An 11,951-nucleotide genomic window follows, 5' to 3' on the forward strand; every position below is an offset into this window, starting at 1 on the left:
GCGGGGGCTGCCAGGGGCGCGTGCAGCGGTTACCCTCACTCAGGGAGACGGCGTCGTGACAGTTAGGGAGGGCCCGTGATCCCCGAAGAGGACCGGCCAGCGCCCTGGTTACGCGACTACGGCGGCATCGAGGCCGACATCAGCCAGCTCAGAGAGTTCGCCGACCGGCTCGCCGACGAGGTCGAGAGCAACTACGCGCCGCACCTTCCGTACATCGCCGAAGACATGTCCGCACGGCTACCCAACCCGTGCGACGCCTTCATCGAGCTGGTCCACTTCCTGCACGCGCACCACGAGACACAACAGGCCACCGCCGACATGGTCTACGCGGTCCGCGGCGCCACCGGCCACCTGGCCGCCGCCGCCAACCAGGTCGCCACCCGGTACGCCGACAGCGACGCCTTCACCGCCGCGCGAGTGGTGGACGTCCGACAGGCCCTCGCCGACCCGACAAGCATGCTGCCCGGCGGCCCGACACCGCTGCTTACCGACCCGACCGGCCCCGACGTCGAAGGCCCGGTGATCCTGCCATGATCGAACGGGGCGCCGGCCGCACCTCCGGCCTCACCGACTGGCAACTGATGGACGTCAACAGCATGTGGGCGTGCCTTCAGGACCACGACACCGACAACCACTGGAAGCAGGTCGCCGGCTGGCGCAAGGTCTGCGACCTGGCGCAAACCCACCTCAGCCGCCTCCAGGAATACCGGCGCGGGCTCGCCGCGGCATGGCCGCCCGAAACCAGCGCCGCCGCCAGCGTCTACCTCGCCGAACTCGACGAGCTGATCGACAAGGTGCAGCGCACCCACGACGCCGCCGCCGCGAACTACACGGCGCTCGCCGCCGCCACCCAGGCCATCGGCACCACCCGCGCCGCGCTCCGCAAGATCCACGAGGAGTACGCGACCAAGTCCCAACAGAAGCAGGCATTCGAATCGATGGCCGCCGACCCGAAGGCGGTGATGGGTAATCGGGTCACCGAAACGCCCGTTACCGACGGGGACCTGGAACGGCTCAACGTTCAGGCCCGGACAGCCATGTTCAACCTCAGCGGCGAACTCCAACAAGCCCAAGCAACCCTCCAAAAACCACCAGCAGCGCCACGAAGCGCGAGGCAGCCGGAAGATTCCGATGTGTATGGCGGTTATCCGGCCCCGGTGATTCCGCCTATCGTGCCAGCGCCTTTGTCCACTGCCCCAATGGCTCAGACGGCCAGCGGAAGCGCTGGGAGGGTCGGGCCCGTATCCCTGGCACCAGCAACCGGGCCAGTTCTCGGGAGTGCCGTAGCGGGAGTCTCATCGCCATCGCCTATCACTGCCACGCCCACGATTCAGACATCAGCGACAGCCGGCCCGCTAACCGCCGGGTCTGGGCTCGCACAAGCGACCCCCCTTAGCCCTCCGATGAACTCGTCACCCTCGCCTGCATTGCGGGCAAGTCAACCAGGGTCGCTGGGAAGGCCAGTCCATGACGGCACCGATGGAAGCGCAGCGCGACCCACGCCGCCTGCCCGCCCCGCCCCCTCTGCTGGAGGGGTGATCGGAGGTGCGCCAGGGTTGGGTACTGGTCAAACTTCGGGGAACGCGGGTGCCCCCAGAAGAGTCAATCCCGTTGGCGGGGTCATCGGCGGCGGTGGCGCAGGTACAGCGCCCACCGGTTCAGCAGGAAGCCGACCAGGTGGGGGACGCGGCATTAATGGAAGCGTAGGCGGTTTCCCAATAGGTGGTGCACCTGGGGCACCCGCAGGCGCTGGGCGCCCAGGAACGCGGCCTGAGATCGACCAAAATTTCCGTCAATGGGATCCAGACAACCCCTGGGAAACCGACAAAGGCGTTCCTCCAGTGGTCCGACCTCCGGACCGGGATGATCCGATCGACCCTGGGCCGGCAATCGGTTTTAGTAGATGATTGGGCAGTTCCTGGCAGGAGCATTGGGGGTAGCGCTGGCCGGGGTGCTACTACCCGGGGGCATTGCCGCCCCAACACAAGAGGCGGACCTCATCCGGAGCGACCAATGGCATCTTCCATTCCTCCACATTGACCGGGCACATCTGTTGAGCCAAGGGTCTGGCGTGATCGTTGCGGTGCCGGACACAGGAGTCGACGCCCATCCCGATTTACGCGGAAACTTACTCGAAGGAACAGACGTCATTCCTGGCGGAAGCGGCGATGGGCGCCAAGATCGAGACAGTCATGGAACTTCGATGGCGGGGTTAATAGCCGCACATGGAGGGGAAGACGGTCGGGGAGCTCTTGGCATCGCGCCTAGAGCAAGGATTCTTCCGATCTTTGACACGCCACCGAACGGCTTGGGTGATCCTGATGCACTGGCATCCGGTATCGAATTCGCGATCGCGAGGGGCGCCGACGTTATTAGCATCTCGGCGGTCGCTGGTGCCAGCGTGCGACTTCAGCAAGCAATTTTGTCCGCCCAGAATGCGGACGTTGTAGTGGTGGCCGCGGCAGGTAATCGACCCATGGACACCCTTGTGGGTTATCCGGCAAGCGAAGAGGGCGTAATCGCCGTTGGGGGTATCGGTCGAGACGGACTGCATGCCGCCATCTCGGTGACCGGGCCCAGAGTCGACGTGGCTGCTCCCGCTGTTGACATCTACAGCACCAGTTACGACGGAAAGTATTCGAAGGGTACTGGCACATCTAGCGCCACGGCGATTGTGGCGGGGGCGGCGGCGTTGATTCGGTCCAAGTACCCGCACCTGCCGGCGCGGGAGGTGGCGCACCGGCTCACTGCGACGGCGATCGACAAGGGTGCGCCTGGGCGTGACGACGAGTACGGCTATGGCGTGATCGATCTGGTGGCGGCGCTGACTGCGGACGTACCGCCGCTGGGGTTTGAATCTGTGACCGCGTCGGCTGGTGCTGGCCCGACGACGGCTGTTGCACAGCCCGGCGGCGACGAGGGTGCCGCGACGGCGCGCGGGCTGGCCACGCTTGGGGTGATTTTGGCCGCGGGGGTCGGATGGGCGGTGGTGGCGCGGCGGCGTCGGCGCGGTGATGATCCGCCGCCCAGGATTAGCCGCTGATTGGTCGGCGGTCTGGCGATCAACTCGGGTTTCTTGATGTCGCGGTGTCCGGGTCGCTGGGATGCCCCGATATCAGCGAAGGCGAGTCGATCATCGCGCGGCGGGCGCGGCGGACAGCGGACAGCGGGCACGGCGGGCGCGGGCGCGCGGTGGTTGCGTGGCGGGAGGTCGTTGTGGGGGTGGGTAGCCGGTAACGTCGGATGGGTGTCTGAGAATCTGCCGCTCCGCCTTGTGCTCGCCTCGGCGAGCCCCGCTCGTCGCAAGTCCCTCCAGGCTGCCGGGATTGAGCCAGATGTGCTGGTCAGCGGGGTGGACGAGTCGTTGGTGGTGACCGATCGGGCTGAGGAGTTGTGCCTGGAGTTGGCGCGGCTCAAGGCGCAGGCGGTGTTGACCCGGCTGAGCCCCGGCGCCGACCAGCGGACGCTGGTGATCGGCTGCGACTCGGTGCTCGAGTTCGACGGGGAGATTCTCGGCAAGCCAGCGGATCCGACGGACGCTACCGGGAGGTGGCTGCGGATGCGGGGGCGCAGCGGCGTGCTGCACAGTGGGCACTGCCTCGTCGACGTCACCGCCGGCCGGCGCGCGGAGGCGGTCGCCTCGACAATTGTCCACTTCGCTGACATCAGCGACGACGAGATCGCCGCGTACGTGGCAAGTGGCGAGCCGCTGGCGGTGGCCGGCGCGTTCACGATCGACGGGTTGGGCGGGCCATTCGTGGAGCGGATCGAAGGTGACCCGGGGACGGTGGTCGGGCTGTCGATGCCGTTGCTGCGTCGACTCCTCGCGGAACTCGGCCTACGGATCATTGACCTGTGGACGAAGGTCGCGCCGGGGGGTCAGTCGGTCGATCCGGTCGGTAACGTCCGGTCATGACCACCAAGTCGATCCCGCTGACTGACGAGCTGCACGCCTACCTGGTCGCCCACGGTTCCCCGCCGGACGAGATCATTCAGGATCTGGCCGAGGAGACCCGGTCGGTGCTGCCAGAACACGCCACGATGCAGGTGGCACCCGAGCAGGCGGCCTTTCTGACGTTCCTCACCCGGCTCCTCGACGTACGGCAGGCGGTCGAGGTCGGCACGTTCACCGGCCTCTCGTCGCTGGCGATCGCCCGTGGCCTACCCGAGGGCGGGCGGTTGACCTGCTTCGACATCTCCGAGGAGTTCACCGGCATCGCCCGGCGTTACTGGGCGCGGGCCGGCGTACAGGACCGGATCGAGCTGCGCATCGGCCCGGCCGGTGAGACGTTGCGGGAGTTACCGCACGAGCGCTACCTGGACTTCGCGTTCATTGACGCCGACAAGACGGGCTACCCGGTCTACTGGGCGGAGTTGGTGCCCCGGATGCGCCCCGGTGGAGTGATCGCAGTCGACAATGTCCTGCGCGGCGGACGGATCGTCGCGCCGCAAGACGAGGGCGACCGGGCGATCGCCGCGTTCAACGATGCGGTGTTGGCCGACGTACGGGTGGACCCGGTGATGCTGCCGATCGCGGACGGCCTCACCCTCGCCCGGGTGCGCTGAGCGGCGACGCCACCCCTTGATCCTCTCGGTTTCCTGAAAGTCGCGGCATCCCACGCGGTAGGACACCCCGACTTTCAGGAAACCGAGTCGATCACGCCGGGCCGGGCCGGCACTCCGAGCGACCGGGCCCGCCGAGCCAGCCAGGCACGCCGAGCCAACCGGGCACACCGAGCCGGCCGAGCACGGCCGGGCACGAGCGGGTCAGCGGACGCTGCGGGCGAACTGGCGGGCGGCCCAGTAGACGCCCAGCGCGGCGAGCACTGCGGTGATGCCGAGGCCCTGCCAGACCTTGTCGCTGGCCAGGTCACCGGCGAAGAGCGCCCGGGTGCCGTCGACCGCCCAGGAGAACGGGTTCCAGTTGGCGATGCCCTGCAACCAGCCGGGGGCGTAGGTGAGCGGCAGCAGGATGCCGGACAGCAACAGCACCGGCTGCGCCACCGTGTTCATCAGGGGAGCCAGCGCGTCCTCGCTCTTGACCTTGAGGGCGACGCCGTAGGAGACGGCCGAGGTCATGAGGGCGATCAGGGCGAGCATCAGGTACGCCAGCAGCAGGTCTCCGATGAACACCCGCAGGTCGAACAGGAGCGCCAGCAGGGTGATGATGACCGCCTGCACGATGAGCGACACGACGTCGCGCAGCGAGCGGCCGAGGAGCAGGGCGAACCGGCTGATCGGGGTGACCCGGGAGCGTTCGATGACCCCGGCGCGCAGCTCGGCGATCAGGCCGAAGCCCTGGAACAGCCCACCGAAGATCGCCAGTAGCACCAACAGACCGGGTACGAAGATCTTGTAGGCGGCGGCCTGGGTGGGCGCGTTCAGGGCCGGCTTGAGCAGCGGGGCGAAGAGCAGTAGGTACATGACCGGCTGGAACACCCCGACGAAGACCCATACCGGGTTGCGCAGCAGGAGTTGAGTCTGGCGTTGGAAGATCAGCCAGGTGTCACGGGCGAATTTCATGAGTGATCTCCGGATTGTCAGGACTCGCGCAGCGAGCGACCGGTCTTGGTGAGGAAGACGTCGTCCAGGCTGGGGCGGTGCAGCTCGATCGAGCGCAGCTCCAGGCCCGCGTGGTCGAGTCGGCGCAGCACCTGCGGGATGGCGGTGGCGCCCTCGTCGACGTAGAGGCGCAGGCCGCCCTCGTCGACGGTCTCCAGCTTGTTGACGAACGGTTCGCCGTCGAGGGCCTTGGCGGCCTGCGGGGTGGCGGTCAGGTCGAGGCCGACAAGCACCACGTCGCCGGAGATCTCGCGCTTGAGTTCGGTGGGGGTGCCCTCGGCCACGACCTCGCCGTTGTCCATGATCGCGATCCGGTCGCAGAGCGCGTCGGCCTCGTCCAGGTAGTGGGTGGTGATGAAGACGGTCATCCCGTCGGCGCGTAGCCGCCGGATCTCGTCCCACATGTGCGCGCGGCTCTGCGGGTCGAGGCCGGTGGTCGGCTCGTCCAGGAAGACGATCTTCGGCTCGTGGATGATGCCGAGGGCGATCTCGACCCGCCGACGCTGCCCGCCGGAGTAGGTCTTGCACTTGCGGTCCGCGTACTCGGAGAGCTGGAAGGCGTCCAGCGCGCGGACGGCGCGGCGCTGCGCGTCGGCCTTGCCGATGCCGTACATGCGGGCGTGCAGCACCAGCTCCTCGCGCGCGGTGGACTCGTCCCAGGTGCTGCCGCCCTGCGGGACGTAGCCGATGCGACGGCGTACCTCGGCCGGGTCCTTGCGGAGGTCCGCGCCGGCGATGGTGGCTTCGCCGCCGTCCGGCTCGATGAGCGTGGCGAGCATCCGCAGCGTGGTGGTCTTGCCGGCGCCGTTGGGACCGAGGAAGCCGAAGATCTCGCCCTCGGCGACCTCAAGGTTGACGCCCCGCACGGCGTCCACCGTCTTCGTCTCTCGACCCGCGCGGGAGCGGAACGACTTCCGCAGCCCCCTGGTCTCGATCATTTTCGCTCCTGGTCGTTCGGGCCGGTCGAGCCGGCCGCCGAGTGGGACGACGCCGGACGGCGCACTCCCCCGCTGTGCCACAGCAGGGTAACGCGATATAACTTTCTTAGTCAACGTTGATTATTACGCGCTGGGCGCGGGTCGCTCCTCGCCGTCCCGCCACCCCGACCAACCATCCGCGTTCTCCATCTGAGCAGGCAGGTACGACACACCGGACTCGACCCGTTCCGCGATTCGCTCGCACCACGCCACCTCCGCCTCGGCGCGGGCGGACCAGAGCTCCACCATCCAGCTGACGTGCACCGGCTTGGCGTTTCGGACCCAGTCCGATTCGAGCGAGGCACGCATCGAGGCGACGTTGGCCCGGAGCAGGTTGGCCCGGTTCCGCAGGGCGGCCGCCGCCTCCGAACGGGGCATCGCCGGCAGGAAGGAGAACGCCGCCGCGAACGGGTCGGGCGGCTCGCTGAGGTTCCACCAGAGGTTGCGCAGCAACGTCTCGAACTCGTCCTCCCCCTTGGGGGTCACCTCATAGGTCGTCCGCGCCGGACGTCCGCCGACCTGCTCGGTCGCGACGGCGTTGAGCAGCCCTTCCTCGGTCAGTTTGCGCAACGCGTGGTAGATCGAGCCGGGCTGCACGTTCGCCCACTTGTCGGCACTCCAGCTCAACAGCTCACGGCGCACGTCGTAGCCGTGCACGGGCTGCATCCACCGCACCAGACCAAGGATCATCATTCGAGTCGCAGACACCCCGCAAGCGTAATAGCCAAGTTTGACTATAGTGAGTGCCACATTCCACACTGAGCGATCGTTAGGGCAACCGAGGCGGCCGATACACTCCCGGTCAGTAACCTGCCGGGGAGGAGCCACGAAGGTGCGCAAGGTACTCATCGCCAACCGCGGCGAGATCGCCGTCCGGGTGATCCGTGCGTGCCGCGACGCCGGCCTGGGCAGCGTCGCCGTGTACGCGGACTCCGACCGCGACGCGCTGCACGCCACGCTCGCGGACGAGGCGTACGCCCTCGGCGGAGACAGCGCGACCGACACGTACCTGCGCATCGACAAGCTGCTCGACGTCGCCGCCCGGGCCGGCGCCGACGCCGTACACCCGGGTTATGGCTTCCTCAGCGAGAACGCCGACTTCGCCCAGGCCGTCATCGACGCCGGGCTGACCTGGATCGGCCCCACCCCGCAGGCGATCCGCGACCTGGGTGACAAGGTCACCGCCCGGCACATCGCCCAGCGCGCCGGCGCTCCGCTGGTCCCCGGCACCCCGGACCCGGTGGCCAGCCCGGACGAGGTGATTGCGTTCGCCGTCGACCACGGCCTGCCGGTCGCCATCAAGGCCGCCTTCGGCGGTGGCGGACGCGGCCTCAAGGTCGCCCGGACGATGGAGGAGATCCCCCAACTGTTCGAGTCGGCCACCCGGGAGGCGGTAGCGGCGTTCGGCCGGGGCGAGTGCTTCGTCGAGCGCTACCTGGACCAGCCCCGCCACGTCGAGGCTCAGGTCCTCGCCGACCAGCACGGCAACGTAATCGTGGTCGGCACCCGCGACTGCTCGCTGCAACGCCGGCACCAGAAGCTGGTCGAGGAGGCCCCCGCGCCGTTCCTCACCGACGCCCAGCGTGCCCAGATCCACGACAGCGCCAAGGCGATCTGCCGCGAGGCCGGCTACCACGGCGCCGGCACTGTCGAATACCTGGTCGGCAGGGACGGCACCATCTCCTTCCTGGAGGTCAACACCCGGCTCCAGGTCGAGCACCCGGTCACCGAGGAGACCGCCGGCATCGACCTGGTCCGCGAGCAGTTCCGGATCGCCGACGGCGAGAAGCTGCGGAGCACCGAGGACCCGACGCCGCGCGGCCACGCCATCGAGTTCCGGATCAACGGCGAGGACCCGGGTCGCAGCTTCCTGCCCGCCCCGGGCACTGTCACCGCGCTGCGGCTGCCCTCGGGGCCCGGCGTCCGGGTGGACACCGGCATCTCGGCCGGCGACGTGATCGGCGGCAACTTCGACTCGCTGCTCGCCAAGGTGATCATCATCGGTGAGACGCGGACCGAGGCACTTGAGCGCGCCCGCCGCGCACTTGACGAGATGGTGGTCGACGGGATGGCCACCGCGCTGCCGTTCCACCGCCTGGTGGTGCGCGACGAGGCGTTCACCGCCGAACCGTTCACCGTGCACACCCGATGGATCGAGACCGAGTTCGACAACACCGTGCCGCCGTTCACCGCCGCCGCCGGCGCCGTCGACGCGCCGGCCGAACGCGACACCGTCGTGGTCGAGGTGGGCGGCAAGCGCATCGAGGTCAGCCTCCCCGCCGGCTTCGGCGGGAGTACGACCACCGCCGCACCCGCCACCCGCAAGCCGACTCGGCGCGGTGGCGCGGGCAAGGCGGGCGCGCCGGTAGGCGGCGACGCCCTCGCCTCCCCCATGCAGGGCACCATCGTCAAGATCGCGGTCGCCGAGGGGGACACGGTGGCCGAGGGCGACCTGGTGGTGGTGCTGGAGGCGATGAAGATGGAGCAGCCGTTGCACGCCCACAAGGCGGGCACGGTCAGCGGGCTCACCGCCGAGGTCGGTGCCGTGATCACCGCCGGTGCACCCATCTGCACCATCACCTGAAGGAAGGCGCCGGGCGCATAGGAACGGGCCCTTCCTTACGCTTTGTCGGGCTGCAGGGCGTGCGGCCGGGTGGTTTGCGGCACCGACGTGGGCGATGGCGACCGAGGGCGGGAATGATGGCCGGGTGCGGTTCCTACACGGCGCGGTTCCCGCGCACGACCTGACCTATACCGACGTCTTCATGGCGCCGGCCCGTTCCGACCTCGGTTCCCGGCTCGACGTCGACCTGTCCACCAGCGACGGCACCGGCACCACCATCCCGCTCGTGGTGTCGAACATGACAGCGGTCGCCGGCCGGCGGATGGCCGAGACGGTGGCCCGTCGGGGCGCGATCGCGGTGATTCCGCAGGACATCCCGATCGAGGTGGTGGCGAATGTCGTCGCCTGGGTCAAGCAGCGGCACCTGGTCTACGACACGCCCATCACGCTTGGCCCGACGGAGACCGTCGGGGACGCCATCCACCTGCTGCCGAAGCGCTCGCACGGCGCGGTGATCGTGGTCGACGAGGCCGGCCGGCCGGTGGGCGTGGTCACCGAGGCGGATACCACCGGGGTGGACCGGTTCGCCCAGCTACGTCATGTCATGTCCACCGAGCTGCACACCGTGCCGGCGGACGCCGACCCGCGTACCGGTTTCGACAGGCTCTCCGCCGGCCGTCGCCGGCTCGCTCCGGTGGTGGACGCCGACGGTCGGCTGGTCGGGGTACTGACCCGCCAGGGCGCGCTGCGCGCCACCCTCTACACGCCGGCGGTGGACGACCGGGACCGGCTGCGCATCGCGGCTGCCGTCGGGATCAACGGCGACGTCACGGGCAAGGCCCGCGCCCTGCTGGAAGCGGGGGTGGACACGCTTGTCGTGGACACCGCACACGGCCACCAGGAGCGGATGATCTCGGCGTTGCGGGCGGTCCGCAAGCTGGACCCGGGCGTCCCGGTGGCGGCTGGCAACGTGGTCACCGCCGAGGGGGTACGCGACCTGGTGGAGGCCGGCGCGGACATCATCAAGGTCGGCGTCGGGCCGGGCGCGATGTGCACCACCCGGATGATGACCGGCGTGGGCCGGCCGCAGTTCTCCGCAGTGCTCGACTGCTCGACGGCGGCCCGGGAGCTGGGCCGGCACGTCTGGGCCGACGGCGGGGTGCGGCACCCCCGCGACGTGGCACTCGCCCTCGCCGCCGGCGCGTCGAACGTGATGATCGGCTCCTGGTTCGCCGGCACCTACGAGTCTCCCGGTGACCTCTACACCGAGCCGGACGGTCGGCGGTACAAGGAGAGCTTCGGGATGGCCTCGGCGCGGGCGGTCAGTGCGCGTACCGCCGACGACAGCCCGTACGACAGGGCCCGCAAGGCGGTGTTCGAGGAGGGCATCTCCTCGGCGCGGATGTATCTGGACCCGACCCGACCCGGCGTCGAGGACCTGATCGACGAGATCATCGCCGGGGTACGCAGCGCCTTCACCTACGCCGGCGCGCGGGACCTGACGCAGTTCCACGAGCGGGCGATCGTCGGTGTCCAGAGTGCCGCCGGCTTCACCGAGGGAATGCCCCTCCCCACCAGCTGGTAACCCCACCCCCACCCCCACCCCACCCCACCCCCACCGCTCCACCTCGTTGATCATGAAGTTATTGCCCCGACACGCCGATGCGGAAGGCAATAACTTCATGATCAACCAGAGAGGGCGGGGGGCCGGGGGGCCGGGGGGCCGGGGGCCGGGGGTGGGGTTAGGGGGTTAGGCGGCTTAGGACTTGGCGGGCTGCTTTGCTCGGGTTGTTGCCTACCCGGGCCGGGAGGGCGTTGGCCAGCCAGAGGGTTGCGAAACCGTGGGCGATCGACCAGGCGGCGAGGGCATCCCGGTCGGCGTCGCCTCCGGCTGGCAGTGCGGCGACCCCGGAACGCAGGGCGGCGCCAGCGCGCTCCCGAGCGGCGACCAGCTCCGCATCGTCGGCCCGGTACAGCTCGGGCCGGAACATCACCTCGAAGTGCGCGCGGTGCCCGACGGCGAAGTCGACGTACGCGACTCCGGCGGCCAGCAGGTCGTCTCCCGCCGCGCTCAACGCCTGGGCAAGCAGGTCGAAGCCCTGAGCGGCGAGGGCGGTGAGCAGGCCGGCCTTGTCGCCGAAGTGGTGGGCGGGCGCGGCGTGCGAGACACCGGCCCGACGTGCCAGGTCGCGCAGGCTCAACGCGGCCGGCCCGACCTCCTCGATCGCGTCGAGTGCCGCTGCGAGCAGGGTGCGCCGGAGGTCGCCGTGGTGGTAGCCGCGCGTCTCGGTCATGCCCAAATCCTATCTTGTCATTGACAAGATGCCACTCCGTCGCGCAATCTTGCCAATGACAAGATTGCGCTGAGGAGGATTTCGATGGCACCCCTGATGGCCCTTTTGATCGGCACCACGATGGCCCGACTGGCTGGCCTGGCCGGTGTCGCCGCACTCGACGGCTGGCACCCCGCACTGCGGGTCGGGCTGGCACTGCTGTTCCTGGTGACCGGCCTCGCGCACTTCGTCGGCAAGCGCCGGGACGGCCTGATCGCGATGGTCCCGCCCGGCCTGCCCCGGCCGGATCTGCTGGTCACCGTCACCGGCGCGCTGGAGCTGGTTGGCGCCGTCGGGCTGCTGATCCCGGCCACCGCCCGGTTGGCCGCGGCCGGACTCGGCCTGCTCATGCTCGCGATGTTCCCGGCCAACGTCTCGGCCGCGCGCCGGAGGCTGACCCTCGCCGGACGCCCGGTCACTCCGCTCGCGCAGCGCACCGTCCTGCAACTCGTGTTCGTCGCCACGGCTGCCGTTATTTCGTTTGGCCCCTGACTATCAGGGGGCTAATGTACCCCC

11 protein-coding genes are annotated in these 11,951 nt (G+C 69.2%); 7 read left to right on the forward strand and 4 right to left on the reverse strand.

Features of this window, described 5'->3' with window-relative positions; all coding sequences use genetic code 11:
* Positions 1–75 precede the first annotated feature (75 nt).
* From AB0B85_RS04945 to AB0B85_RS04960, 4 genes are all read left to right on the forward strand, one after another.
* Positions 76–534, forward strand: coding sequence for a hypothetical protein (locus AB0B85_RS04945; RefSeq protein ID WP_357403661.1), 459 nt, complete (start codon positions 76–78; stop codon positions 532–534).
* 1,369 nt (positions 535–1,903) lie between these two features.
* Entirely contained in the window at positions 1,904–3,043 is a 1,140-nt protein-coding gene (locus tag AB0B85_RS04950; protein WP_357403663.1) for a S8 family serine peptidase, read from the forward strand.
* A 204-nt stretch (positions 3,044–3,247) separates the two neighbouring features.
* Positions 3,248–3,916, forward strand: coding sequence for a Maf family protein (locus tag AB0B85_RS04955; RefSeq protein WP_357403665.1), 669 nt, complete (start codon positions 3,248–3,250; stop codon positions 3,914–3,916).
* Positions 3,913–4,566, forward strand: a complete 654-nt coding sequence (locus tag AB0B85_RS04960; RefSeq protein WP_357403667.1) for an O-methyltransferase — start codon at positions 3,913–3,915, stop codon at positions 4,564–4,566. Before AB0B85_RS04955 ends, AB0B85_RS04960 begins: the two co-directional genes overlap by 4 nt.
* A 201-nt stretch (positions 4,567–4,767) precedes the next feature.
* On the opposite strand, the gene AB0B85_RS04965 is transcribed toward AB0B85_RS04960, so the two are convergent.
* The 3 genes from AB0B85_RS04965 to AB0B85_RS04975 form a co-directional block, all read right to left on the reverse strand.
* Complete coding sequence (locus tag AB0B85_RS04965; protein ID WP_357403669.1) at positions 4,768–5,523, reverse strand: ABC transporter permease; 756 nt, start codon at positions 5,521–5,523, stop codon at positions 4,768–4,770.
* 17 nt (positions 5,524–5,540) lie between these two features.
* Positions 5,541–6,500, reverse strand: coding sequence for an ATP-binding cassette domain-containing protein (locus AB0B85_RS04970; RefSeq protein ID WP_357403671.1), 960 nt, complete (start codon positions 6,498–6,500; stop codon positions 5,541–5,543).
* A 123-nt stretch (positions 6,501–6,623) separates the two neighbouring features.
* A complete protein-coding gene (locus AB0B85_RS04975) occupies positions 6,624–7,232 on the reverse strand; it encodes a PadR family transcriptional regulator (RefSeq protein ID WP_357403759.1) in 609 nt (202 codons plus the stop codon).
* A gap of 139 nt (positions 7,233–7,371) precedes the next feature.
* Between AB0B85_RS04975 and AB0B85_RS04980 the strand changes: the two genes are divergently transcribed.
* Together AB0B85_RS04980 and AB0B85_RS04985 are read left to right on the forward strand one after the other, a co-directional pair.
* A complete protein-coding gene (locus AB0B85_RS04980; RefSeq protein WP_357403673.1) occupies positions 7,372–9,123 on the forward strand; it encodes a biotin carboxylase N-terminal domain-containing protein in 1,752 nt (583 codons plus the stop codon).
* Positions 9,124–9,247: 124 nt separating this feature from the next.
* On the forward strand, positions 9,248–10,687 hold the full coding sequence (locus tag AB0B85_RS04985; RefSeq protein ID WP_357403675.1) for a GuaB1 family IMP dehydrogenase-related protein: 1,440 nt from the start codon (positions 9,248–9,250) through the stop codon (positions 10,685–10,687).
* Between the two features lie 157 nt (positions 10,688–10,844).
* Here the strand turns inward: AB0B85_RS04985 and AB0B85_RS04990 are convergent, their stop codons facing one another.
* A complete protein-coding gene (locus AB0B85_RS04990) occupies positions 10,845–11,396 on the reverse strand; it encodes a TetR/AcrR family transcriptional regulator (protein WP_357403677.1) in 552 nt (183 codons plus the stop codon).
* 84 nt (positions 11,397–11,480) lie between these two features.
* Here AB0B85_RS04990 and AB0B85_RS04995 point away from each other — a divergent pair, with 84 nt between their 5' ends.
* Positions 11,481–11,927, forward strand: a complete 447-nt coding sequence (locus tag AB0B85_RS04995) for a DoxX family membrane protein (RefSeq protein ID WP_357403679.1) — start codon at positions 11,481–11,483, stop codon at positions 11,925–11,927.
* Positions 11,928–11,951 lie beyond the last annotated feature (24 nt).

The organism is Micromonospora sp. NPDC049044 (assembly GCF_040649215.1).
GTDB lineage: Bacteria > Actinomycetota > Actinomycetes > Mycobacteriales > Micromonosporaceae > Micromonospora.

Bases quoted from the DNA above. Each gene is read 5' to 3' on its own strand.
- AB0B85_RS04990 (WP_357403677.1), bottom strand. From the start codon at position 11,396: ATGACCGAGACGCGCGGCTACCACCACGGCGACCTCCGGCGCACCCTG.
- AB0B85_RS04970 (WP_357403671.1), bottom strand. From the start codon at position 6,500: ATGATCGAGACCAGGGGGCTGCGGAAGTCGTTCCGCTCCCGCGCGGGT.
- AB0B85_RS04965 (WP_357403669.1), bottom strand. From the start codon at position 5,523: ATGAAATTCGCCCGTGACACCTGGCTGATCTTCCAACGCCAGACTCAA.
- AB0B85_RS04950 (WP_357403663.1), top strand. From the start codon at position 1,904: ATGATTGGGCAGTTCCTGGCAGGAGCATTGGGGGTAGCGCTGGCCGGG.
- AB0B85_RS04995 (WP_357403679.1), top strand. From the start codon at position 11,481: ATGGCACCCCTGATGGCCCTTTTGATCGGCACCACGATGGCCCGACTG.
- AB0B85_RS04975 (WP_357403759.1), bottom strand. From the start codon at position 7,232: ATGATGATCCTTGGTCTGGTGCGGTGGATGCAGCCCGTGCACGGCTAC.
- AB0B85_RS04960 (WP_357403667.1), top strand. From the start codon at position 3,913: ATGACCACCAAGTCGATCCCGCTGACTGACGAGCTGCACGCCTACCTG.